The 24,025-nt window shown below is 65.7% G+C and carries 25 protein-coding genes and 2 pseudogenes; 17 read left to right on the plus strand and 10 right to left on the minus strand.

Translation table 11 applies throughout. The annotated features are described in order from the left end of the window. The first annotated feature begins 83 nt into the window (after positions 1–83). Positions 84–1,118, plus strand: a complete 1,035-nt coding sequence (locus tag ACLMAJ_RS12375; RefSeq protein ID WP_412014067.1) for a catalase family peroxidase — start codon at positions 84–86, stop codon at positions 1,116–1,118. Beyond that, the gene (locus tag ACLMAJ_RS12380; protein WP_412013766.1) at positions 1,108–1,674 is read left to right on the plus strand and encodes a cytochrome b; all 567 of its coding nucleotides are present in this window, start codon (positions 1,108–1,110) and stop codon (positions 1,672–1,674) included. Before ACLMAJ_RS12375 ends, ACLMAJ_RS12380 begins: the two co-directional genes overlap by 11 nt. A 215-nt stretch (positions 1,675–1,889) precedes the next feature. Here ACLMAJ_RS12380 and ACLMAJ_RS12385 read toward each other — a convergent pair whose 3' ends face one another. After that, complete coding sequence (locus ACLMAJ_RS12385; RefSeq protein WP_412013767.1) at positions 1,890–3,098, minus strand: AI-2E family transporter; 1,209 nt, start codon at positions 3,096–3,098, stop codon at positions 1,890–1,892. A gap of 477 nt (positions 3,099–3,575) precedes the next feature. Between ACLMAJ_RS12385 and ACLMAJ_RS12390 the strand changes: the two genes are divergently transcribed. Then, on the plus strand, positions 3,576–3,731 hold the full coding sequence (locus ACLMAJ_RS12390; protein ID WP_412013768.1) for a DUF6131 family protein: 156 nt from the start codon (positions 3,576–3,578) through the stop codon (positions 3,729–3,731). Between the two features lie 1,153 nt (positions 3,732–4,884). Here ACLMAJ_RS12390 and ACLMAJ_RS12395 read toward each other — a convergent pair. Then, entirely contained in the window at positions 4,885–5,553 is a 669-nt protein-coding gene (locus ACLMAJ_RS12395) for a class I SAM-dependent methyltransferase (RefSeq protein ID WP_412013769.1), read from the minus strand. A 50-nt stretch (positions 5,554–5,603) separates the two neighbouring features. Next, on the minus strand, positions 5,604–6,296 hold the full coding sequence (locus ACLMAJ_RS12400; protein ID WP_479725031.1) for a TetR family transcriptional regulator: 693 nt from the start codon (positions 6,294–6,296) through the stop codon (positions 5,604–5,606). Positions 6,297–6,389: 93 nt separating this feature from the next. On the opposite strand from ACLMAJ_RS12400, the gene ACLMAJ_RS12405 reads away from it, so the two are divergent. After that, positions 6,390–7,322, plus strand: coding sequence for a zinc-binding dehydrogenase (locus ACLMAJ_RS12405; RefSeq protein WP_412013770.1), 933 nt, complete (start codon positions 6,390–6,392; stop codon positions 7,320–7,322). A 391-nt stretch (positions 7,323–7,713) separates the two neighbouring features. Here the strand turns inward: ACLMAJ_RS12405 and ACLMAJ_RS12410 are convergent, their stop codons facing one another. Then, positions 7,714–8,490: an SDR family NAD(P)-dependent oxidoreductase gene (locus ACLMAJ_RS12410; protein ID WP_412014068.1), complete on the minus strand. Its 777-nt coding sequence runs from the start codon at positions 8,488–8,490 to the stop codon at positions 7,714–7,716. 39 nt (positions 8,491–8,529) lie between these two features. Here ACLMAJ_RS12410 and ACLMAJ_RS12415 point away from each other — a divergent pair, with 39 nt between their 5' ends. Then, positions 8,530–8,895 (plus strand): hypothetical protein, encoded by a 366-nt coding sequence (locus tag ACLMAJ_RS12415; protein ID WP_412013771.1) that lies wholly within the window; start codon positions 8,530–8,532, stop codon positions 8,893–8,895. Then, a pseudogene (locus ACLMAJ_RS12420) lies at positions 8,877–8,990 on the plus strand (phosphoribosyltransferase); the annotation flags it as partial. The gene ACLMAJ_RS12415 and the pseudogene ACLMAJ_RS12420, both read left to right, overlap by 19 nt. A 48-nt stretch (positions 8,991–9,038) precedes the next feature. Here the strand turns inward: ACLMAJ_RS12420 and ACLMAJ_RS12425 are convergent. The 4 genes from ACLMAJ_RS12425 to ACLMAJ_RS12440 all read right to left on the minus strand — a co-directional run bounded on the left by ACLMAJ_RS12425 (position 9,039) and on the right by ACLMAJ_RS12440 (position 12,295). Continuing rightward, complete coding sequence (locus ACLMAJ_RS12425; protein WP_412013772.1) at positions 9,039–9,578, minus strand: MarR family winged helix-turn-helix transcriptional regulator; 540 nt, start codon at positions 9,576–9,578, stop codon at positions 9,039–9,041. A 148-nt stretch (positions 9,579–9,726) separates the two neighbouring features. Beyond that, positions 9,727–11,211 carry an alpha/beta fold hydrolase gene (locus ACLMAJ_RS12430; protein ID WP_412013773.1) on the minus strand — a complete coding sequence of 495 codons (1,485 nt, stop codon included), beginning with the start codon at positions 11,209–11,211 and terminating at the stop codon, positions 9,727–9,729. 400 nt (positions 11,212–11,611) lie between these two features. Next, positions 11,612–11,884, minus strand: a complete 273-nt coding sequence (locus ACLMAJ_RS12435) for a terpene synthase family protein (protein ID WP_412013774.1) — start codon at positions 11,882–11,884, stop codon at positions 11,612–11,614. Positions 11,885–11,911: 27 nt separating this feature from the next. Further along, positions 11,912–12,295 (minus strand): Fur family transcriptional regulator, encoded by a 384-nt coding sequence (locus ACLMAJ_RS12440; RefSeq protein ID WP_412013775.1) that lies wholly within the window; start codon positions 12,293–12,295, stop codon positions 11,912–11,914. Positions 12,296–12,625: 330 nt separating this feature from the next. Between ACLMAJ_RS12440 and ACLMAJ_RS12445 the strand changes: the two genes are divergently transcribed. From ACLMAJ_RS12445 to ACLMAJ_RS12485, 9 genes and pseudogenes are all read left to right on the plus strand, one after another. After that, complete coding sequence (locus ACLMAJ_RS12445; protein ID WP_412013776.1) at positions 12,626–12,826, plus strand: zinc transporter Slc39a7; 201 nt, start codon at positions 12,626–12,628, stop codon at positions 12,824–12,826. Between the two features lie 101 nt (positions 12,827–12,927). Then, complete coding sequence (locus ACLMAJ_RS12450; RefSeq protein ID WP_412013777.1) at positions 12,928–13,620, plus strand: ABC transporter permease subunit; 693 nt, start codon at positions 12,928–12,930, stop codon at positions 13,618–13,620. A gap of 105 nt (positions 13,621–13,725) precedes the next feature. Next, positions 13,726–13,779: pseudogene (locus ACLMAJ_RS12455) on the plus strand (hypothetical protein); the annotation flags it as partial. Between the two features lie 45 nt (positions 13,780–13,824). Beyond that, positions 13,825–14,028 carry a hypothetical protein gene (locus ACLMAJ_RS12460; protein WP_412013778.1) on the plus strand — a complete coding sequence of 68 codons (204 nt, stop codon included), beginning with the start codon at positions 13,825–13,827 and terminating at the stop codon, positions 14,026–14,028. A gap of 321 nt (positions 14,029–14,349) precedes the next feature. Beyond that, positions 14,350–14,934: a hypothetical protein gene (locus ACLMAJ_RS12465; protein ID WP_412013779.1), complete on the plus strand. Its 585-nt coding sequence runs from the start codon at positions 14,350–14,352 to the stop codon at positions 14,932–14,934. A gap of 395 nt (positions 14,935–15,329) precedes the next feature. Beyond that, complete coding sequence (locus ACLMAJ_RS12470) at positions 15,330–15,995, plus strand: sigma-70 family RNA polymerase sigma factor (RefSeq protein ID WP_412013780.1); 666 nt, start codon at positions 15,330–15,332, stop codon at positions 15,993–15,995. Next, complete coding sequence (locus ACLMAJ_RS12475) at positions 15,995–16,630, plus strand: ABC transporter ATP-binding protein (protein ID WP_412013781.1); 636 nt, start codon at positions 15,995–15,997, stop codon at positions 16,628–16,630. Before ACLMAJ_RS12470 ends, ACLMAJ_RS12475 begins: the two co-directional genes overlap by 1 nt. After that, positions 16,627–17,469, plus strand: a complete 843-nt coding sequence (locus tag ACLMAJ_RS12480; RefSeq protein WP_412013782.1) for a metal ABC transporter permease — start codon at positions 16,627–16,629, stop codon at positions 17,467–17,469. The genes ACLMAJ_RS12475 and ACLMAJ_RS12480 overlap by 4 nt, the downstream gene beginning before the upstream one ends. Beyond that, a complete protein-coding gene (locus ACLMAJ_RS12485) occupies positions 17,448–18,242 on the plus strand; it encodes a metal ABC transporter solute-binding protein, Zn/Mn family (RefSeq protein ID WP_412013783.1) in 795 nt (264 codons plus the stop codon). The genes ACLMAJ_RS12480 and ACLMAJ_RS12485 overlap by 22 nt, the downstream gene beginning before the upstream one ends. A gap of 149 nt (positions 18,243–18,391) precedes the next feature. On the opposite strand, the gene ACLMAJ_RS12490 is transcribed toward ACLMAJ_RS12485, so the two are convergent. Then, positions 18,392–20,029 carry a class I adenylate-forming enzyme family protein gene (locus ACLMAJ_RS12490; protein ID WP_412013784.1) on the minus strand — a complete coding sequence of 546 codons (1,638 nt, stop codon included), beginning with the start codon at positions 20,027–20,029 and terminating at the stop codon, positions 18,392–18,394. Beyond that, complete coding sequence (locus ACLMAJ_RS12495) at positions 20,026–21,822, minus strand: CoA transferase (RefSeq protein ID WP_412013785.1); 1,797 nt, start codon at positions 21,820–21,822, stop codon at positions 20,026–20,028. The genes ACLMAJ_RS12490 and ACLMAJ_RS12495 overlap by 4 nt, the downstream gene beginning before the upstream one ends. 126 nt (positions 21,823–21,948) lie before the next feature. Between ACLMAJ_RS12495 and ACLMAJ_RS12500 the strand changes: the two genes are divergently transcribed. Beyond that, a complete protein-coding gene (locus tag ACLMAJ_RS12500) occupies positions 21,949–23,145 on the plus strand; it encodes an acyl-CoA dehydrogenase family protein (protein ID WP_412013786.1) in 1,197 nt (398 codons plus the stop codon). Positions 23,146–23,350: 205 nt separating this feature from the next. Continuing rightward, positions 23,351–24,019: a DUF8020 domain-containing protein gene (locus ACLMAJ_RS12505; protein WP_412013787.1), complete on the plus strand. Its 669-nt coding sequence runs from the start codon at positions 23,351–23,353 to the stop codon at positions 24,017–24,019. Positions 24,020–24,025 lie beyond the last annotated feature (6 nt).

Consider the following 24,025-nt stretch of genomic DNA (forward strand, 5'->3'; position numbering starts at 1 on the left):
CGCAGCCCGACCCCGGTGCGGATCCCGCACCGGATCGGTGGCTGAACAGGGCCACGCTCACCCGGCGAAGTGCGCTGTTGGGGATGACGGCGGTGGCCGGTGTCGCCGCGGTGGACGTCGGTGCATTTGCCTTCGCGGGCGGCTGGCTGCGGCCCGACGCGCTGACACCTGCGCGGTTCGTGGACCGGTTCGAACATGTGTACGGGCATCACGACGGTTTCCGGCGCAACCATGCCAAGGGCCTCAGCGCCAGCGGGACCTTCCAAAGCAACGGTGCCGGTACCGCGGTGTGCAAGGCGACGGTGTTCAAAGCCGGGACGTTTCCGGTGATCGGCCGGTTTTCGCTTTCCGGCGGACTGCCCGATCAGCCCGACAAACCGGACATAGTTCGCGGCCTGGCACTGCTGTTCTTGCTGCCAGGTGGCCGACAGTGGCGCACCGCGATGGTAAATATCCCGGTCTTCGTCGACAGCACACCGCAGGGATTCTACGAACGACTACTCGCCGCCAAGCCGGTGCCGGCAACCGGCAAGCCCGACCCGCAGCTGATGGCCGCGTTTTTGGCCCGCCACCCCGAGTCCGCCGCCGCCATGAAGATTATCAACCAGTCCTCGCCCAGCTCGGGGTTCGCCAACAGCACCTTTCACGGGCTCAACGCGTTTCATTTCACCAACGACACGGGCGCCACCGCTCCCGTCCGCTGGGTGGCAGTCCCGCTACAAAACGGTCAGCCCACCGGTACCCCGCCGTCGGCACAGAACGACTACCTGTTCGAAGCCCTGATCGACGCGGTGGCGCGCGGCCCGCTGAGCTGGCGGTTGATCCTGACCATCGGCGGCCCCGAGGACCCGACCAACGATGCCACCAAGCGGTGGCCGGATTCACGGCCCACGATCGACGCCGGCACCATCACGATCAACGCAGTCCAGACCGAGGCCGCAGGAAACGCACGCGACATCAACTTCGACCCGACCGTATTACCCGACGGCATCGCGGTATCCGACGATCCGCTGCTGAGCGCGCGCTCTGCCGTCTACGCCCGCTCATTCACCCGCCGCGCCGCTGAGCCCAAGCGACCCAGCGAGGTCAACATCGTCCAGGTGCGCGATGAGCGATAAGCCCGGCCGCTTCACCCTTCCTTCGAGACTGTTGCACTGGTCGATGGCGGCAATGGTCATCGCCCAACTGCTCCTCGGCGTCACCATGGTGGCGTCGCTGAGCTACTACCCCCTGCTGCTGGCCATCCACCGACCGCTCGGCATCACGATCCTCGTTTTCGCGGTAGTGCGGTTGGTGAATCGACTCACGCATCGGCCGCCGCCATTCCTGGCCACGATGGGCCGCCGGGAACGCAAGATCGCGACGTGGTCGGAATATCTGCTGTACGCGCTACTGCTCGCGCAACCCCTGATCGGCTGGGCAATGCTCGCGGCGGCCCGCTACCCGATCATCCTCTTCGGGCCGCTCCACCTTCCCGGTATCGCACCGCACAACATCACCCTGTACGCCGTGCTGCGAATCAGCCACTCAATTCTCGCGTTCGTGCTCTTCTTGACCTTCACCGCTCACATGAGTGCAGTCCTGTTTCATACCCTCGTGCTGCGCGACCGGCTCATCGACCGTATGGCGCTGTGGCCGACCAAGTCTGCCGCCGCAGCGGATCACCAGGCCTGAGCTGGGCAGGATCACGAGGCGCCGACGGCTTCGGTGTCCACTGCTGCGATCCGGCCGCTCTCGCGGCAGCGTCGGCGGCCAAATCAAGGGCGGCGCGGATCGATGGTTTCGTCGTAGACGCGGCATGGCTTTTCTGCCATCGCTCGAGCGCGACGCGCACGACCAGGGCGACGCGCGCCGATTCCCGTTGTCCGCCAGCATATTTCGTGCTGATGCTAGTGCTCGTCCAAAGACGGCAACACCGTTTCATCGACGATCAGCAGCACAGCGGCAGCCACCGGGATGGCGAGCAGCGCACCGACAACCCCGAGCAATGCGCCACCGACCAGAACCGACACCACGGTCACGATCGGAGGCACCCGCACCGCTCTGCCGATAATTCTGGGCACGAGTGCGTAGTCCTCGAACAACCGCAGGAAGATGAAGAAAATGACGGTAGCCACGGTGACGGGCACCGACACGGTGAGCGCGACCAGGGCAACGATGATCCCCGCCAGGGTAGAGCCCACCACCGGGATCAAGTCGAGGACAGCGACCAGGACGGCCAGTAGCAGCGGGTACGGCACATCGAAGATCATCAGCCAAATGAAGGTCAGCACCGCGGTGATCACCGAAATGACCAAATTCCCTAAGATGTAGCCGCCGACCTTCACGAAGATCTCATCGCCGATCAAGATCGCCCGTGGGCGGCGGGAGCGCGGAAACAGCCGATAGATCGACGCGCGAACCTGCGCGAAATTGGCCATGAAATAGCCGGTCAACACGGCGACGATCACTGTGCCGCTGACAATGCCGAAGACGATCCGACCCGCGCCGAGGAAACCCCCCGCCAGCTTCGAAGGATCGGACCCGAGCCCTTCCTGGAGTCGGTCCTGGAGATGGAAGCGAGTGTCGAGGGTGTCGATGAGTGGATATCGTTGCGCAAGATGGTTGACGTAGTCCGGAGCGTTGTCGATCAGCGCGCTGGTTTGGGTGACCAAGGGAGGTATCGCGGCCGCGAGGAACCCTGCCAGCATGCCGAGCGCCACCACGAATACCGCGGTAACCGCGGCCCAGCGCGGGAACCATGGTCGAACCAGCCACGACACGACAGGTTCGAGACCTATCGCCAGAAACAACGCGATGCTGATCAGTACCAGCACTTGACTCGCGGCGAGTACCGCCTGGATCGCGCCGTAGGTGACCGCCACTCCCGCCGCGCCTGCCAAACCGACCATGAACGGCGATCGCCGATCGAATCGACGCCCCGGCTTCCCCAGCGGATTCTGCGTCGTACTTGCCTGCACCGCCGCAGCTTCCGCGGCAATGATGGGCCCGCCTTCGTCGGTGGTGTGGGGTTGCGCGACCAGGTCGCTGTGGGCCTGCTCCGCCTCGTCGGCGGTGCGGGGGGCCTCACTTGGGCCTGGGTCGGGGTCTTCGTTCATAAATTGGTCCGCGGGGGATATGCGACTGCGGCGGAGGAATCGTGTCGGTAAACCGGCCGGGGATCTACGGTCGCTGTTCAGTCGAAACGCATCGACACCCACACCGATGCCTGAGCGCTGCCATCGGCGATCTAGTGATAAGCAGGCTCGACGAGCAGGCTGCGAAGCCGACTATTGAGCCACACTGAGCATACCGTGCACGCATAGCGGGCCGATCTGTGTGCCCAATGGAGCCGAACCCGAAAACATCGTCGCAATACTGTTGAGCTGCGACTTCGATAAAACAGGGGTGTACATCTATGGGCCTGAGGCGTCTACTGGAATATGCAGGACATCGGGTTGATCATCATGGCTTTGTTCTTCCCGTGGTCGTGGTTGGGTGCGCGCAGTGACTGGTGCTGACATTGCGCACACGATCGGATAGGAGCACTGGGGGTTCTCGGGCCCCTCGAATAAAGAGAAACCAGGTAGCTGGCCATGATCGTTCTCGGAGTCATCCTTCTTGTCGTTGGGTTCATATTCGGTATCCCGATCCTCTGGACCATCGGAATCGTGGTGCTCGTCGTCGGGCTCGTGCTACTGCTGATGGGATCCATGGGACGCGCCGTCGGAGGCCGACGCCATTACTACTGACCAGGAGGCGCCGACGGCGGCCCGTACCTATTCGCCGGCGGCAACTGCCGCGACACTCTGGCGCGTGCTCGGTGGCGTGCATTCTCCTTCGCGTACAGCAGGCCGTAGGTGAAACCGTTCTCGTCGCCTGCCTTGGCTGGTCGAAATGGCTGGTCGACGTCCCCAAGGTGATGATGATCGACTGCCCCTAAACGGCGGGCTCCCCGCCAATACCCCGCCGGACGAGGTCGCCGGAGGCGGAATGGGATCACCTTGCGCCTGCCGCCATAAAATCATTGATGAATGTACTAGATGTATTACTGAGTACGACGTCGAGCGAACACCCCGCCGTGTCGTTCACGCTGACTCGATCTGGTCGTCATATCGTCATCACGATGGCTTGACTGCGGTTGAATCGAGCATCACTCTTGAAATGCAGAGACGATAATCCAGCGCTCTATTAGAGGAGACGATGGAGCCTATGTCCAGCAAACATCTATCTGAAGAGCCCCAATCGGAACGAGGAGCCAAAGGCTCACGAGACACAGGGTCGGATAAGCCCGGCGGCGGAACGGCCGACCGCCCAGTCGGCACGTTCGATCAAGAAGAAGTCACCTCGACTCGCGACCACAACCCGGCGGAGGAAAACATCGGCACGACCGGGACCGCCCCTCCAGGAGACGCGGAACCGGCCATACCTCCCTATGAAGGGCGCCGAACAAGTGCCGAAGGCGGCATTACGGGCACCAGTGCGGGCGAAGGGACCGGCGCCAACACCGCAGGCGCTGTACACCCGGTGACCGACTCGAAGTTCAAAGCACCTGCCCCCGAAGACACTTCCGGGGGCGCCACCACGTCCCCAGCCGACGAGCAACCCGCATCGCAGGCCTCGGAAACCGAAGCCACCGACGAGGGTGTCGAAGGTGGCCATCACGGCGGTGTACGCAGAGCCGAGGACCAGCCCCGCGAATCCCGACCGCAGTAACACCGCGGGGTTCGACGACGGCGAGCCCCTCTGCTCAACTCCTCACCGGTAAACGACCGGGAGTAGAGCATCGACGCCTCGATGCGTGACCCCTGCCACGTCATCGGCTTGCCTGTCTGTAGACGACACAGCACCGGCAGGCCGTTGAGGCAGTTCGTCGGTACGCGGCCGAGTGAGGCGCAGCTTCAGTCAGATTTCGCTTTTGGTGGCCGCACCCGTGATCAGCGGTCGAACAATCGGGGGCATTGCCCGCCAAGACGTTTCCTGTACGTCTTTGAGTTCCAGCCCGCAGGCCCGGATCAGCTCGAGGGTTGCACGGTTGCAGTGGCAGCCCTCTGCGAACCGGCGCCACGGGCCGGCGAGGCGGTCTTGCCAAGCGGCAAGTCGCGGCGACTCGGAACGTACATGCTCGAGAAACAGCAACTGGCCGCCGGGGCGCAACACGCGCCCGATCTCCCGCAACACCGGATCAGCGTCATCGACAGTGCACAACACGAGCGTTGAGACGACCGTATCCACGGTTTCGTCCGCGAACGGCAGTTGTTCCGCCGATGCGTCGACCACACGTGCCCGACGTAGACTGCGACGCAGCCTTCGCGTCAACCGAGTACGCATCGCGGCCTCCGGTTCGGTCAAGATCAGCTCGTCAAGGCCGTCAGGGTAGTACTCCAGGTTAAGACCGGTACCGCTGCCGAGCTCGACAGTCCGCCCCCTCGCACGGCCGACCAAATTTCGCCGACGAGCGCCCATACCCGCCCTCTCGCCCACCCACAGCAGAGGGTCGTAGAGCGCCGCGAACGCCCGGGCCCACAAGCCCGATCCGTCCACCGCTGCCGCCGGCATGGCGCCACTGCTCACAGACTCAACGGTACGCCGGTGTCCTGTACCCGCTGCGGGGGTTCGACCGTCTATGAGTCGCGGCTGGAGCTTGCCCGTTTGTTGTTCGCCGACTTCGACAGGTCCGTGGGCCGGATCGTGGCGCAGCGGGAGGCTCCGATCGTGGGGTACGCCTCCAAGCGCATGCTGTCTTCCATGGTGGCGAAGGCGCGCAGCATGCACTCGGGCAGTTCGCCGGAGACGCAGGCGGGTAGCCACTCGTCCAGCGCGCAGCGCCAGGTAGCCACGCAGAACTCGATGAGCAGCCGCAGTTCGAGGCGGCGCGGGTCGCCGAGCCGGCGTGCGATCTCTTCCTGAATCTCCGCGCAGTGCCGTAGGGAATGCCCGTTCAATGATGGCGACTGCTCGATCAACCTGAGCGTGGCGCGGAAGCGCCGGTACCAGTCCTCGTCCATGCGGTCGAGGGTGGCCAGCATCGCGTCGCGGAAAACGTCGACGAGCGACCCGGACTTCTCGGTCTCGTCCAGCACGTCGAGGTAAGTGCTCCAGAGTTGTTTGACGGCGGTGAGCGCGATGTCTTCCTTCGAGCGGAAATTGCGGAAGAAGGTCCGTCTCGACACCTCCACCGCATCGAGCAGTGCGTCGAGCGGCGTGGTGTCGAATCCGCGCTCGCTGAACATCGAGATCGCCGTTTCCACCAGAGCCTGGCGGGTGCGCATCTTCTTGCGTTCGCGCAGTGTGGCGGGCTGCTCGGAGGTCGTCATAGACAGCAGTCTAGCGAATACGCACTCCTTGAGCCTATGCTCTAATAGAGCAAATGCCATACTGTGGCACATTGATCTAAAGGAGACCTGACTATGCGTGCACTAGTTGTCGATCACACTGCGACGGCACATCTCTCGTTGGCCGAGGTGGCCGACCCGGTACCCGCGCCCGGCGAGGCGCTGGTGCGAGTCGAAGCGGTTTCGCTCAACTACGGCGAGGTCAAGGGCGCCACCGATCCGGATGCGCCGGACGGCGCCATGATCGGCTGGGACGCGGCGGGCGTGGTGGTCCGGGCGGCGGCCGATGGATCAGGCCCTGGTGAGGGAACCCCGGTAGTCACGCTGGGTGAGGCCGGCTGGGCCGAGCTGCGTGCGGTCCCGGCCACGCTGCTCGGCGTCGTGCCGGATGGCGCCGACCTCGGTGCGGTCAGCACGATTCCGGTCGCCGGCCTGAGCGCTCTGCGTGTGCTGCGCAGCATGGGGCAACTCCTCGGGCGACGGGTGATGATCACCGGCGCTTCCGGTGGTGTCGGCCGCTACGCGGTACAGCTCGCCGCCCGCGCAGGTGCTGAGGTCGTCGCGATCAGCGGGAATCCGGCCCAGGAACACAGCCTGCGGGCGTTGGGCGCGCATCAGGTGTACGCCGATCCGGCCAAGGTCGACCGGCCCGTGTTCGCGGTGCTGGACAATGTCGGCGGCCAGCAACTCGTGGACGCCTTCGCCGCCGTGCAGGCCGGTGGCGTGTTGGTGAGCGTGGGCCGGTCGTCGGGGGCGGACGCCGTCCTCCCGCCCGAGGCCTTGCTGGCCACCGAAGGACGACATGACCGGTCGATCCGCACGTTCTACCTGTTCGGTGACCCCGCCACCGACTTCTCCGCCGACCTGACCTGGCTGGCCGTCGAGGTGGCCGCCGGCCGCCTCGACACCGGCATCAGCTTGCGTGGCCCGTGGACCCGCTACGACGAAGCAGCCCAAGCCCTGCTCGACCGCCGCCTACACGGCAAAGCGGTACTCGACGTCAACTGAGCCGGCCTCTCCTGAGATTCCGTACTGTGCTGGCACATTGGCATGCTCGGCTGGTGCGGCGATCGAAGTAACCTCCGCCGACTGCCCTGGCCGTTCGTCGGCATTCCTTCTGACGATCGACTCGAAGCGTGGCGGTCCGGCTGCCCTTCAACTAGCCGCCGGGCGCGCGACCGGCGGGCGAGGCACGGTGCAGCACTGGAACGTCCGGTTTTGCCGATGAGCGGGCATCGCCCCAGGGCGGCTGTCCAACAATCAGTCACCACGACTTGTCGGACACCTCGAGGCGGCTTTCAAGGGGGTCGCCGGGTTCACTGGATATATTGCCGAGTTCAGTACGTCTCTCCGACCGCTGACCTGCCTAAGGGAGCAGAATCGGTTGCGAGGCAACGGTTTATGCCTCTCGGCTATGCAGCCGGTCCCCACTCTGGTTGCGGTAGACCGCCGTTCGGCCCGCGTCCACCGCGATAGTCACGCCGCTGACGTTGCGTGCCCGGTCGGAGGCGAGGAAGCCGATCGTCTCGGCGATGTCCTCGGGGGCCGCGAGCCGTTCCAGCGGGGTGCCCGCATCCAGTTGCGCCGCTACTTCCACGCCGATCGCGGCCAGCACCATCTCGGTGCGAGTTGGACCGGGTGCGACGGCGTTCACCCGAATGCCCGCCGGGCCGAATTCGGCCGCCCACGTGCGCGTCAACGACTCCAACGCCGCTTTGGTCGCGCTGTAGGCCGAGACGCCGGGCATACCGATCCTGGCGCCCATCGTGCTGACGTTCACGATGCAGCCCGAGCCGTTGGCGATCATTGCGGGGACCAGCGCCGCTGCGAGGAAATAGGGTGCGCGCAGGTTGGTCGCCAACGCGATGTCGAAGGATTCCAGGTCCTGGACGGTCGTCAGGCCGGTCGGAAGATAAGCGGCATTGTTCACAAGAATATCGACCTCGCCCGCAGCGTCGGCCAGTCTGCGCACCGACTCCGGATCAGCGAGATCGGCGGCTATAAACCGTGCGTTCGCACCGTCTGCGACAATCGCCCGGACCGTGGCCTCCCCGCGTTCGACATCGCGGCCGGTGATGATCACCTGTGCGCCTTCTGCGGCCATCAGCTGGGCTGTCGCACGTCCGATGCCCGTGGTCGAACCGGTGATCAGGGCGGTCTTGCCGATGAATTCCATGGTGTGCCTTCCGGAGGCCCGGCCGCAGTTCGCGGCCCGATGAGCAGCCTTGATCATGGTGGCCCATCAGACCGGCGGCGCACGCGCGGGGTCGACCCAGCGCACGGCGCCTACTCGGCGGTCTATACCCGAGAGCTCCGCGAGCAGTTAATCGACGAGTTGGCCGACGATGCCGCCGAGTTACGCGGCAGTGTGATCGACCCCAATGAATACCGTCGCATGGTATTTCACGCCGAGCAGCGCCTGGCCGACGCGAAGGAACACGAAAACGCGGCGCGGCGTACACCGACGATGCCACACTCGCCGCTGCATCCGACTGTGTCGCCCGCCGCGCCCGGGGACCACCTACTGGCACTCGCGGTCGCCAGATTCTGTCGAAACGTGCCGAGGTTCGCTGCGCGGTGATTTACCAGAAGCCGCACTCATAGATCGACTCCGAAAATGTGTGGCGTCGCACCGACCGCTGGATCAACTTCCCCTGGTCTACCGAGCCTCCGGTGGTCCACCGCAAGGCACAGGTCCTCGACACCTGGGCGGACGCACGGCTGCTACCGCAGCGCGCGCTCTGCGACGACGGTGTCCAGTCGCTCGCCGAGCGCGTTGACCTGGTCGCGCAGCGCGATGACGGTCTCGAGCGGATAGTCGACGGCGTTCAGCACCGATTCGATCATTTCGCGAGCCTGGTGTTGCAGGGCCCGTCCCGCATCGGTGGCGCGTAGCTCCACGGCACGACGGTCGTGGGTGCTGCGGATGCTCTCGACCAGGCCGTGCGCCTGTAGCCGCTGAATGAGCGGCGAGACAGTGCCGTAGTCGAGGCGTAGTTGTTCGCCCAATTCCTTCATCGTGATGGCGGGTCGCTCCCATAGCGCCAGTAGCGCGAGATACTGCGGGTAGGTCACCCCCATCGCGTCGAGGAAGGGCCGATAGGCCGCGGTCATCGATCGGGACGTGGAGTACAGGGCAAAGCACAGTTGGGCGGCGAGCGAGAGCAGGTCGTGGTCTGTTCCCCCGGAAGTTGCGGTAGCAGTTCCGGCGGATTCGGCCGCTTCGACACGCACCACGGATGTGGGATGCGCTTGATCGGGCATTAGAACACTCTATAGCAGCGAATTCGCCCCTGTAGACGTGCTGTTACGGCGTGACGGCGCGGGAAGTGGACGGATGCGCTGACACCTGTTTTTCGACACCCCCTGTCGGCGGCACTTCTCTTCGATCATCCGGGGGAAGCGGTGCGGGCTAAGGCGTGGAATGATCCGCGTAGCAGGTGATGTCGGTATCCGGCATGGCTCCCACGCTGAAGTATGTGTTGATCGCGTGGTTCACGCAGTCGCTGAGTTCGGGCCGGAATGTCATGTGGATACGGACATCCTGCAGCGTCACCATCCGCGACTCGGACATGTCCTGATGCAGTCGGACGCCGTGGGCATAAGGCGTCCGTGGATCTCCCGTCGCCTGCAGGATGAGCGCGGGCACCGAATTCCGGACGACAGTCGGAGGCTCGACCGGGCGAGGCCAGAAAGCGCACGGCTGGATGTTGTTCGCCAGCGCGCCGAACACCGGCTGTGTGGCACGGGTCGCTTCGATGTTGCGCCAGTACCAGGTCGGATCGATCGGTGCCCCGACATCACCGCAGGCGATCTGCGCGAGCACCGAATTCTCGTTGTCGCGCAGCGCCTCCACGATGGCGCGAAGCCGGGGTGTTTGTGATGCGGTGGGCGGACCGCCCGCGGCATCGGCGATCTCCCGCACAGTGGCGGCCATCGCTTCGTTCAGCCGAAAGTTCATCAGCAATCCGTGCATGATGAACGGAAGCCAGTGATCGTCAATGGCAAACCCGTCGATGACAATCGGTTGGCGTGCGGCGACACGAACGAGCTCCTCGATCTTCGCTCGCACCTGCTGCGGAGTCGTTCCGAGCCGGAACTCGTCATCCCGACCGGAAACCCAGCCGGCCCAGTCGTCCAGCGCGATCTCATCTGCCGGACCCCAATCCTGAACCAAGCCCTCCCAGTACCGGTCTGGGTCGATCGTGCTATCGAGCACGACGCGGTCACTGCTCTCGGGGAACATCTGCGTGAACACGGCACCGAGGTAGGTGCCGTAGGAAACGCCATAGAAGTTCGCCTTCTCCTCACCCAGGGCGCCTCGCACAATGTCAATGTCACGCGCGGTGTTGCGAGTGGTGAATTGCCTCAGCTTGTTCGGATCACGAATCAGGCAGGTCGCGGCCATCCCGGCGGACTGAACAGTGTCGTGCACGAATCCCAGCGGATCCAGACCCGCCGACCGAATCATCTCGCCTACCGGCCACCCGCACCGCGGACTCCGACCGGATTCGCCGACCCCGCGCGGATCCATGCCGATCAGGTCGTAACTCGCCAAGACCTCCGGCGAGAGCACATCACCGAGCAGATCCAGACTGTCCAGACCTTCCCCACCGGGGCCGCCCGGATTGGACAGCAGAATTCCCCGCCGCTGCATCGGATCGCCGGCCTTCACCCGCGAAATCGCCACGGTCATCGTGCGATCGTCGGGATTCCCGTAATCGAGCGGCACCAGTACATCCGCGCACTCGCCACCGGCCTTGTCGACATTCTCGACGCCGCAAGGCTTCCACTCGAGCCGCTGGTGATAGAACCGGTCCAACCCGATCGGGCGCGCGTCGTCGACCGGGTCCGCATGGCTGTTCGCCGGCACAGCAATCAGCAGGGACACCCCCACTACAGACATCGAACGCCAGAACAGGTTCACCGACAACAGACTTCGCCTCTCGACATGAGGATCACGGAGGTTGGTGCGACGTGAACCGTAGTCGATACATGGGTTCGGTGGTGGTAACCCACACCCACTCAGGATGAGTCAAGCATTTCGGCGCGCATCGAGTCCGCCGAGCACGCGGTCCAAACCCGTAGTGGAACTTCCGCTCGCGCAACTCCGCCGGGTCCCTGTCCCAATCGGCCTATTCACCCCACGAGGTGGAGCCGCATCCCGGGACCTCGCCGCCCGGCCCCGACGCGATCCGCACAACCGGCCACGGTGGGTCGCGCGGGCCACACCTTGCAGTGCCGGCTGAGGGGGCTACACCGCGGTAGGAGCCGGTTCGTCGGCCCGGTAGTAGATCTCACCGCGCAAGCGTTTCCAAGTCCGGCGCTGCCGAAGTGGAGGTTTGCGTGTGCCGATCGCTCTGATTCGCCCAGAGCACCCCGTTGGTCAGCTGCTCGTACACCGCCGCGAAAGTGACCTCGGACCCACCGGTCGACATCGGCAGCGGCAGGTAGTCGGCCGAGGCCGAGATGTAGCCGTTGATGCGATGGTGGGCTTCGCGCTCGCAGGCTTCGAACCACTCCTCGAGGCTGTCGAGGAAGCGCTCCCGAATAGCGAAGGACACTGACACCGGCGATATGGCCTACTGGTTCGGCTATCACGCGACCTTTTGGCAGGCGGGGCACAGTCCATGCAGGGTCAGTCCGGCGGTAGTAGCGAGTTCGAACCGGCTGCCGCGGCTGGCGTGGTCCAGCGCGGTTGCCAGTCGCTCGGCGGGGACTTCGATCACCGCCGCGCACCGCGTGCAGACAGCATGGTGGTGGGGCCGCATGGTCAGTCCGTAGCTCGCCGCCCTTTCCCCAACGACGAGCACGTGTAGGGCGCCGATCTCGACCATCCGCGCAAGCGTGCGATACACCGTGGTCAGGTCGACGAGTTCCCGTCGCTCGGCGAGTCGTGCGACGATCTCCTGAGCATTGAGGTGCCCCCGGAGGGATCGCTGGTCAGCACCGACATCACCGCCAAACGCGGTGCGGTGCACCGTAACCCGTGACTACGCAGGATCGATCGTGCATGCTCGACCGCCGGGTTGCTGGACGTATCCGATCGCTGAACGATCTCGCCGACCTGTCGGTGAGCCGACACCCTCGGTGCGTCGAAGGCAGGCGAAACTGCGAGTGACACGACCCGTGCGCACCCACCACGAGGGAACTCAGAGTCTGCCGGTCCGAAACGTCCCACGTGCGTCGACCGGTACTCGACGCGATCTCCGTGCCGAACATGCCGGTCCGGCATTCCCGCAAATCACCGCGGCGTGCTGGTAAGCATGCAGTGCCGTAGAACCCACTCGACACAGACAAGGAACCGGGATATGACCGACGAACACTCCCACGTCGAGCCCCATGCCCACGCACACAGTCACGGCACACTGACACATAACCACGCCCATAGCGCACACGAACACGACCACCTCGAACACGAGCACACCCATACCCATGACGGAGTCGAGCATTCGCATCGCCATGTGCATCAAACCGATATGCCCGACGATCACTCACACACCCACGACTGAGGCGCAGGACGGTCATCGGCGCTGCTCGACCGGCAATCGGGTGTGCGCCTGGTGCTGGGCACTGCGGCGGCGTGGAGGCGGGGTGGTTGGCTGGATCGTGCGTGACCTCCGGTTGCTACGTGCTCGAGGCGGCACCGGTGTTCTGGCTGGGGCTGGCCGCGCTGTATGTGTTCGCGCAACAGCTGCGGTGGCTGCCCGGCGGCGGGCTCACCGAGGCCGACCAAGCGCTGACCGTCACCCAACTGGCTCGGCATCTGCTGCTGCCTGCGGTGGTGCTGGGGATCTCCCAGACACCGTGGTTCGTGCTGTTCGTCCGGCGGAACTTGTTGGAGGCGTTGACGCAGGACTACGTGATCGGCGCCCGCGCAAGAGGACTGCCAGATCGGGCAGTCGTGCTCGGGCACGCACTGCGCACCTCGCTGCTGTCCTTCCTCACGCTGCTCGGTACCCGGCTACCAGAGCTGATCACCGGCGCGCTGCTGGTGGAAACCGTGTTCTCGTGGCCGGGCATCGCCAAGGCCACAGTCGACGCCGCGCTCGATGTCGACTGCCCGGTAATCACCGGGATCGACCTACGGGTGGAAGCCGGCCAGACCGTGGGCCTCGCCGGTCCCAGCGGCAGCGGAAAGTCCACCCTTGCGCGCGTTCTCTCGTTGCTGCACAAGCCTTTCGACGGCACGGTATTCGTGGATGATCACGCCGTTACCGGCCATCGACATCGGGCACGCCGGATTACCGCACCCGCATCGGCGTGCTGTTCCAGCAACCCCGACTGTCCATCGATCCGAGGTTGACACTGAGCAACGCCATTGCTGAACCATTGCGCGCCAACCACATTCGCCCCGTAGGGGCCCGCGTGCTCGAACTGACCGAGCTCGTCGGGCCTGACACCCGATCTACTGGAACGCAGAGCCCACGAGGTTAGCGACGGCCAACTACAACGCGCCTGTCTGGCCCGAGCGTTGGCGTTGAATCCGAGTTACCTGATCTGCGATGAAATGACCACCATGCTCGATGCCGCGACCACCGCCATGCTTGTCGTCGTCATCCGCACCTACCAAGACCGCGTGTGTGCCGGTGTCCTCGCTATCTCCCACGACACCGTCCTATTGAACCGCTGGGCAGACCAGGTCCTGCACCTGTCGGCCACCGGCATCCACGCAGGCCGATCGAAGGGCGCGCGTAGCCAGAATCCCGATTGATATCACCTACGGTCAGCGCACCGACCTCACTCGGTCGCGCCATCGACGCGAGACAAAACTCGGTCTGGGCATGCCACCGCTGCGGCATGACCGCAGTCGGCACCGTACGGCAGATAGGTTCAACGTGTCTCGATGCGTTCGGCGTCACGGCTGCGTGGCTCGGTTAGGCTCGAGGCCAAGAGACGGATTGTCTCAAACTTTATCGATGCCCACTGCGACACTTCGAATGATGTTCGATCCGCGTCGTTTTGAGGAGTTCGCGGTGGCGGTCATAGACCGGCCGATACCGACCAATGGACGAATGCGACCATGAGCGGTGCTATGAACCGTTCGCCCGTGTCGCCCGATGTGCGGATGGCACGCGCGCTGATGTTCGCCGCGATCGCCGTACTACTGTCGACCATCGGGCATGCGGAGATTTCCGAACACGCCGTGCCCTTGTCGGCTTTGGTTCTGGCGTTCGCCGCGACCGGGGCGCTGGCGTGGGCACTGGCCGATCGGCAACGCGGAATCCTCGCTATCGGTGGCGGTCTGCTGACAATGCAAGCAGCCCTGCACATGTGGTTCGGTGTGTCGTCGATGTCGGGCGGGCACGGTTCATCTCATGCCGCCGCGACGGCGGCGGAATCAGCGGCTACGCCTGCCATGATCGCCGGACACTGCTCGGCCGCGCTGGCCTGCGCGCTGTGGCTCTGGGTTGGCGAGCGCGCGTTGTTCGCGCTGTTGTCGACGCTCTACACACGGACAGTGGCGCCGCTCTTGCTGGCGTTGATCCACCCTGTGGTGATCGACATCGGAACCTGTCTTTCGGTGGTCGTCGACCGTCGAGTGTCGCCGCTACACGACCTTCTGTTGCGCTATGTGATGGCCCAGCGCGGGCCGCCTGTCGACGCGATCTCCTGCTGAGAGTCCGCCACCCGTAGCCGGGATGGTCCCAGTGCCATGGGGCGGGACCGCACACGCACGTCGCCTCCGTGAGGCAGGACGTCATACGGTCCTGCACCTGTCAGTGGTGGACGTAGCCGCCATATCCGGCGGCATCCATATGGGTGCCGCCGACGGTGTGCCTCGACGCCCAGCGGCTGTCGCCCGCCGCCCAGCGCGCCGAATCGGTGCGTTGAAGTCAGCTGGACAGCCGGTTGCTTCGACATCGCCCAACGATGTCGCCGAACGAAACTTTGCGAAATGTCTTCGATATCCCTGTCGCTGCCGCTGTGCAGCGGCAATTCGCTATTCCTGCATGTTTTCTCGTCTGCCGTACATTCTCCGACCGGTCAGGTGTGTCTATGTGGATCCCGATCATGCCCGACGACCCACTGACCCCGCTGGCAATGGCGGCCGGGGCGGGAGACCGGGACGCGTTGGAGGAATTCATCCGGTCCACCCAGCGTGACGTGTGGCGCTTCATCGCCCACCTCACCGACGTCCAGTCCGCCGATGATCTCACTCAGGAGACCTTCCTGCGGGCCATGGGCAGCCTGCCGCGTTTCGCCGGGCGATCCACAGCCCGAACCTGGTTGCTGTCGATCGCACGGCGGGTGGTTGTGGACCGGTACCGCAGTGCGGCGGCACGGCCGAGGAACGCGCAGTTGGAAGACTGGCAGCTGATCGCGGATCAGCACCGCGATCGCCCGAAACCGGACTTCCCTGAGGAATTGGCCATCGCCGATCTCCTGCGCGGCCTGCCCGACGAGCGCCGGGAGGCTTTGGTACTCACCCAGGTGCTCGGTCTGTCGTATGCCGAGGCAGCGCGGACGGTGGGCTGCCCGGTAGGGACTATTCGCTCGCGGGTCGCTCGCGCACGCGAAACCGTGATCGCCCAACTGGCAGCGGTGGACCAACCAGCCCCGGCGCCTGAGCGCGAGGTCAACAAGGAACCGATCGGCGCCCGGGTCCGACTACTGCCTCGTGCACGTGCGCACGGCACGGTCGAGGAGACCGGGCCGGGTATAGCGGAGGTGGTGTGATGGGCAGGCTCGACCTGCGACTGGCAGGTGTGTCGTGTCGGCACGGTCGCGTCGAGGTGGTCAGCGATGTTGATCTGGCCGTATACGCGGGCGAGCGGATCGCGTTGACCGGCACCAACGGTTCGGGCAAAACGACGCTGCTGCGTGCGGTGCTCGGCCTGCACCGCAACGTGCGAGGCGAGATCATCGTGGGCGGACGCAGTGGCAGTAAGGCGGCCGACCAGGCGTGGCGGCGCAGGGTCTGTGCGTGGATCCCGCAGCGGCCCGCCGCTGGTCGGTTCCCGCTGCTGGCTGGTGAGCTGCTGGCCAGTTCCGGAGATCAGGCGCAAGCCGAGGCCATGGCGGCACGGCTCGGCGTCGGCGCGCTGGTCGATCGTCCGCTCGACACCCTCTCAGGCGGGCAGCTGCAACGCATGCACTTATCGCGCGCGGTGGGCTGTGTGGCGGCGGGTGCGGGCATCGTACTTGCCGACGAACCCACCGCCGCACTGGATTTCGCCGGTCAGGAGGAAGCCGCCGAGGTACTCGTCGGGCTGGGAGTGACGCTTATCGTGGTCACCCACGACCGTGCGCTGGCGCGGCGCTGCGACCGGGTCCTGGAGATGGCCGCGGGCCGGTTGCGGGAGGCGGCGTGAACGGGCCAACGGAATTGGCCGAGTTGCTCGGGCTGGTGCCGGTGCGGCGTGCCGGGGTGGCTTTACTGCTCGGGTCGGTCGGGTTGCCGGTGATCGGCGTGGTGATCGTCGGGCTCGACATCATCCCGGTGCGGTTCGCGATGATGCACGTCGCGTTGCTCGGCGCCGCGGTCGGGATGTTGACCGGACTCGACCCCGCGCTGTGCGGCCTTGTGGCGTGCGCGGTCGCGGGGGCCGGAATAAGTCCGTTGGCGCGCTCACCGGAAAGCCTCTCCGGCGCAATGGGTTTGCTGATGAGCCTGGCCATCGCGGTGGCATTGCTGGTACTCGCGATTGCCGGGGTCAACGCCTCCTCGGCCTTCTCACTGCTGTGGGGCTCCATCCTCTCGGTGCGCACTCAGGACGTGATCGTGCTTGCGGCACTTGCCGTTGTGGTACCAGCGCTGTTCTGGTGGCGGCGGCGTGACCTGGCGCTGCTGCTACACGATCGGGAATTGGCGCTGGTCTCCGGCGTCGCGGTGCAACGGCTCACCCTGGTCTTGCTGGTACTCGTCGCGGTCGCGGTGGCGGGCGCGATACGGCTAACCGGGGCGTTGCTCGTCGACGCGCTCACCCTGTTGCCCGCGTTGGCCGCGCGCCGATTGGGGCACTCGCTGACCTCGATCATCTTCTGGGCCATCGGCATCGGCGTCATCGTCAATTCGGTCGGCTTCCTGCTGGCTCTCGCTTTGGACCTGCCACCGGGCCCGGTCCTCGTACTCACCGCGGGGGCAGTCGCTCTCGTTGCTCACATGATTCCCGAACGGAGATACAACTCATGGCACGTTTCCATCCACTAACCGTCGGCCTCACCCTCGCTGTGGCCACGAGCGCGCTGCTCAGCGGCTGCTCCAGCTCCGGTAACAGCCACGAACACCAGGGAGGGCACGATCATCCGAAGATCGTCGCCACCACCGCCTGGGAAGCGGCGTTCGCCAAAGCCGCCGGTGCCGAGGACGTCGAAGTCATCGTGCCCGCGTCGGTGCACCACGCACCCGACTACGACCCCAAACCATCCGATCTGGCCGCCGTCGCCGAGGCCGATTTCGTCTTGTACGCACCATTCGAGCCGTTCGCGGCCAAGATCAAGGAAGCGGCCGGTTCGAAGGCCAAGCTGATCGAGGTGAACCTCGACAACTCCTCCGACAAAGCGACGGCACAGGTCAAGGCGCTGGGAAACGAATTCGGCACGGCCACTGCCGCCGATGCCTGGACCACGGCGTTCACCGCTGAATACGACAAGCTGGGCAAGGATATTCGGGCGGCGTGGCCCGGCGGTAAGCAGCCGTCCGTGGTGGCGCAGGTCTTTTCGACCTGGGCCGCGCAGTTGGCGGGCGCGGATATCGTCGGCACCTACGGGCCGGAGGCGGTGACGGCGGGGCAGCTGGCGACCCTTGCGGCGAAGAAGCCTGATTTCGTTCTGGACAATGCGCATATGTCGACCGGGACGGTGCTGCCGGATTCGGGCGGCAAGCAGGTGTCGATCGTGAATTACCCAGGGCAGGACCAGGAACTGCTCGCGGTCTACCGTGACGCGGCCGCCACATTGAAGAAGGCGATGTCGGGCAGCTGACGGTCGACCCCACCGCCACAAGATCATGGCACCTGGTTGCGCTGACTCTCCGACGCTTACCATTGGTTGCACTGGCTACTCGAACGCTGCCAGGTGCCGCTGATCCTTCTCACCACCTGTCGCTGAAATGACGTGCGGCCGTGCGGGATTCAGGTCACAACAGCCGCCAGAAGCCGTCGGATCGCGGCACGGTCCGGTTTGCCCGCCGGGGTCAGCGGCAGCGTGTCGAGCAGTAGCAGTGATTCCGGATGCTTCGCACGTTCCAGGCCCCGTGCGAGCAAATGCGTGCCCAGGCTCGCCAAATCCGGTACGGCACCCAGTCGAGGTACGACACAGACTGCCAAGCACTCACCGAGCGCGGCGTGTGGCACACCGACGCACACCACATCCCGGATATCCGGATGCTCGGCGAGCAGCTGTTCGACCTCGGCGACACTGATATTCGCGCCACCACGGATGACGATATCCTTGAGCCGGCCGACGACATGCAGACGACCGGCCGGGTCGAACACTCCGAGATCGCCGGTGCGGACCCAGCCGTCGGCGGTGCGATAGCGAGCGTCGAGTTCGGGGTCACCGACATAGCACAAAGGAGTCATTGGTCCGCGGGCCACGATCTCCCCGGTTTCGCCCGGCGGCGCGATCGTTCCGGTATCGACGTCGGCGATGCGGATATCGGCGACGCGGGGATCCGGGCAGCCCACGATAATGCCGGGACCCTCGGTGGCCGTGCCGGTTTCGCTGAGATCGGTATGGCAGTTCACCCCGTCGGCGGAGCCGTAGAGGTTGACGACCGCACACCCGAAGGCCCGTTCGGCCTCTTCGGCGGTCACTCGATCCAGGGGCTCGCCGCCGAGCACTAATGCCCGCATCGAGCGAGTGTCGCTGCCGGACACATTGTGCTCGAGCATCATTCGGACCATGGTCGGCACGCCGAGGACATGAGTCGGGCGATGCTGTTCGATCGTGGCAATCGCGGCCTCGGGACTGAAGTGTTCGAGCAGTATGAGAGTGCCGCCGTGACGGGCCAGCGTGACGGCGGTGCCATTGCTGCCGAACGCCGAAGCCAGCGGGACGAGAAAGAGGTTGCGCGGCGGTTCGCGGTCGGTCAGCAGCGAGGCCATGAAGTTGCCACGGCCGCCGGCCAGTGCGTTGTGGGAGTAGGCCACCATTTTCGGCTCGGCTTCCGAACCGGAAGAGACCAGGATGCGTGCCGCAGAATCAGGATCGGGGCGGGCCGGGACAAAAGTGTCTCCGTCCGCACGCAGCAGGTCGCGCCAGGCCAGGCAGCGCTCGGGTACCGATTGTGTGCCGACAGCGGCGACGATTCGCAGGGCGGGCAACCGGTCGAGCAGTCCGGCCAGATCCGCCGCGTGGGCCCGGCCCCGGAAGTCGGTCGCGGCCACTACCGCGACGGCCTCGGCGCGGCGCAACAGTGATTCGGCCTCCCGAATGCCACGTCCGGCCGGGAAGGGTAACGCCACCGCACCGATCGCGGCGATGGCCAGATCGGCGACGACGGCCTCGCGGCAATTCGGAAGTTGCACCCCCACAACGTCTCCGGCGTGAACGCCGGCATCCCTCAGTCCTGCTGCGGTGCGTCGGACCATGCGGTCGAGCTGGGTGTAGCAGAGCTTGCCCGCGTCATCGAGAACGGCGGTGCGGTGCGGGTCCATACATCGCTGTGCCCGGAACAGCGAGTACAGGTCGAGATCGGGACATTCCCCCGCAGCCGCCCAGGCCCGGCGTAGTCGGTGCGGGACCAGATCGTGCATGGAGACAGTCATCGGAGACTCCAGGGAGACGAAATAGCGAGAGCCCCGTGTGCATCCGTGTGCATGGAACCGGCGAAACGGGGATCGGTGGGCAACGCGGCCAGATCAGTGGTGACGGCCGTCGCTCGAATGCCGTTGTCACGCAACATGGCAAGTGCGTCACCGGTCGGCAGCTGCTGGATTCGATCGAGGTGAGCGGTGGCGGCCGCGGCGTCGTTGTCGGCCGGGGCGAGCAGCCCGTCGGCGGTCGGCAAGGGGCGGCGGAAACCGGCCGGCCGGCGCGGTTCCACGCCGGCCCTGAGCCGATCGAGCGCGGGCGCGGTCAGCAGATTCGCGGCTCCGAGAAGTGCGGATTCGACGCGAACACCGCGCCCGGTCTGCTCCCGAGTCAACAGTCCGGCCAGGATCGCCTCGGTGCCGAGCATGCCGCCCAGCACGTCCAGCAACGTCATCAACGAGGGCACCGGCGCTTCGTCGGCGGGCCGGGCAGCCGCGCCGACCCCGGTGCGAGCCTGCACCATGAAGTCGGTACCCATCGGCGCATCGTCGAGACGACCGGCCCAGCCGCTGGTGTAGGCGTAGACCAGGCCAGGGTTCGCAGCCCACAGATCATCGGCGCCGAGGCCGAACTGCTCGGCCTTGCCCGGTGCCCAGTTGTGCAGGAACACATCGGCCTCGGCGGCCAACGCGCACAACCGGTGTCGATCGTCCGCGGACTTGATGTCGATCTCCACCGCGCCCTTGCCCCGATTCAGGGCCAGCCAACGCGCGGATATTCCAGAGCAGGTAGGTGGCATTCCCCGTAACGGATCCCCGCCTGGTGGTTCGATGCGCACGACCTCGGCACCGAGCAATCCGAGCAGATGGGCCGCCAGCGGCGCCTGTACTCGTCGCCCGGCCTCCAGCACGGTCATGCCCGCGAGCGGTTTGTCGACGCTCGACATGGAACTGCCACCGGCACTGCGATTTTCCACGCCGAGGGTCAGCTCCCACGGCACTGAATCCTCGCGGCCGGCGCGTATTTCTTCGGCCCGCTCGCCCAACGTATGCAGGCGGCACACATCGGCGCCGGCAGCTGCCGCGGCTACCCGAATCTGGCCCCAGGTGCGTCGCGCTGTGGTGGCATGCAATTCTGTCGGAATCGGCGCACACGCTGTCGCGTAACGGAATTGGAAGGGCCGCCACCCTTTCCGCAATGCCTGTGCCGGTGCGTCCAACTCCCGCCAGAAGTCCGCCCATACGCCGACGTCGAGCGCCTCCACCTCGAACAGGACGCCGTCGGCGGTGGTGAACGGTGGCCCGCCCTGGCCCAGCGGCGCCGCTTCCTCGTCATCGGCACAGGCCGCGGCAAGATACTGAGACACCGTGAGCAGGGCCACTCGATCGACCGCCACATCGGCCACGGTCGCGGTACTGCCGCGCGTCCGTGCGATGAGCGTGGCCAGCAGGCCATGCACCGTGAGAATTCCGGTTGCAGTCGCGGTGTAATCGACGGCCAGACCGCGCGGTGCCCCGTCGCGGCGGCCGTGCACGAGCATCAACCCGGCCGCAGCCTGCGCGGTCGCCTCGTCCACGACCTCGCTGCCCGGCGCTGCCCAGGACACCCCGGCCTCGACCGACATGCCGTCGGCGCCGGTGAGCGCCAGACCGTTGCTGTCACCGGGCACCAGATCAGCACCGAGCAATCGCACATGCTCGACGGCCGTGGCGACCGGACCCGGCGGACCTGCGGTGCGCAACCGCATGCCCTGCAGCGGTAGCGATCGATTGCCGGTGCTGGATATCCGCACGGTGCCGGATGTCATGGCTCTCCTTTTGAAGGGGTTACGCCTGCACGGGAACTCGGCGACGCCCGCCACCGACCAGTTCTCGTCACACAGCAGTCGCAGCAGCGAGCCTTCCAGTTCCCGTTCACCACGCAGGAGCAGTTCATGACCCCGTTCCCACCCCAGAGCGCGACACCGATAGTCGACGCACCGCCGACCAATGGCGTTGCGCTGTTGCGTGACCGAGTCGCGGCATTCATCGATGAACACGTCGTGCCGAACGAAACCCGACTCGACGCGGGTGGATCGGCGGCGTCGGCCGTGTTGAGAGACCTACAGTCGACCGCACGCGATTCAGGACTGTGGGCTCTGCCGCTGCCGGTTGAACTGGGTGGGCATGGTCTGCCCTTCGCCGACTATGTGCGGTTGGCCGAAGCCGAGGGGGCCAGCGATCACGGGCCCGCAGTCCTCGGATCCGCGTCGCTGCTGGATGTGCGCATGCTGCAACGCCACTCGTCCCAGGCCGTCCGTGACAGTTACCTCGAACAGCTGGTATCGGGGGAACTGCGCGCCGCGTACGCGATGACCGAACCCGGCGGCCCCGGCACAGACCCCTCCATGACTGCCAGCCGAGCCGAGGCCGAACCGGACGGCTCCTGGGTGGTGACCGGCCGCAAATGGTTCGTCAGCGGGGCCGCCGACGCCGACCTCATCACCGTGCTTGCCCGTACCCACGGCACCGAGCCGAGCCGCGACGGTCTGTCCTTGCTGCTGGTACCCACGGACACCCTCGGTGTGCGAATCATCCGGGAACTACCGGTACTCGGTGTCGGCGGCCAATGGGAGATCGCCCTGGACCGAGTACACGTCCCCGGTGACCATCTGATCGGCGAACCTGGCCGGGCCCTGGCAATTGCCGGTGAACGGCTGCAACTCGGGCGCACCCTGCGCTGTCTGCGCTGGCTCGGGCAAGCCGAACGAGCGTTTGCGCTGATGTGTGACCGTGCCCGCACCCGGAGCCAATCGCGCGGCCCGCTGGCCGAACGCCAACTCGTGCAGCAGCACGTCTTCGAGTCACTGCTGGCGATTCGCAGCACTAGGCCGCTCGTCCACAAGGCCGCGGCACTGATCGACGCGGGCCATGACGCCGCCGTGGAAGCCGGCCTCGCCAAGGTCGCCGCGGCTCGCACCCTGCAGCAGGTCGCCGACGCCGCGATCCAGATCTATGGCGCCGCCGGACTCGGCCCCGACACCGCCCTACCCGCACTACTGCGCACCGGCCGGTTGGCACGCATTCTGGACGGACCCGACGAGCTGCACATCGAAGCAGTCGCCCGACGGGTACTGCGCCGACGACGGTGAGTTGACTGCGCCGGGCCGACGTCCTCCTCGCGCCGCTGCAGCGCTCCAGTTGCCGACAATGGTCTTCGTTCAGTTCCAGCGGACCCCCACACGGAATTGGCGTGTCCTGTGTCACAAAGGATTTGGGAACTTATTCGAACGGCCCACCGACATGTTGGCGGCAACGAGTCCACGTTGCCGCAACGAAATCGGAAGTGAGACAACAATGATGTTCCGTAAGGGTGCCGCAGTAGCCGCCATGGCTATTTCGGCTTTGGGTATCTCGGCGGGAACTGCTGCGGCGGAGCCTGGCCAGCAGACTCCGGATATTCATTTTCAGGCTGAAGCGATCGACCAATCGGTTGTCCTCACCATGGACGCCGGGACTCTGGCGGTCGGTGACGGGCACCTGCGATTCATCGACCGCAGCGGTGTGTCCGTCGCGACCCTGCCGCTGGCCTACGTCCGCGATGGCGCGGCGATGCCAATCGCAGCGCGACTCGCCGGCGACACCGTCACCCTGACCCCGAGCACCGATCCCGCCGATGCACGCACCATCAGCGCGTCGACCGCCCAGGAGATCGACGCACTCTCACACCCGAATTACAACGCGGCCCTCGGCAACTTCAGCATGTCGATGATGGCGGCCGCGACCGTCGGCAGCCTGCTGGGTAGCGCGATCGGTGGTGGCATCGGCTGTGTCGCAGGCGGAATCGTCGGTGGAGCCACCGGTGGCGTGGTGTCGATCGGCCTGCTCGCGATTCCGGCCGCCATCGGCGGCTGCCTCATCACCGGCGCTGCACTGGCCGGCATCGGGGCTGTCGCCGGCACGGTCATCGTCGGTGTACCCGCGCTGATCGCGGCGGGGACCCAATTTTGGAACGACACTCACTGAGCACTC

This window comes from Nocardia arseniciresistens (genome assembly GCF_046764875.1).
In the GTDB taxonomy this organism is placed as follows: Bacteria; Actinomycetota; Actinomycetes; order Mycobacteriales; family Mycobacteriaceae; genus Nocardia; species Nocardia arseniciresistens.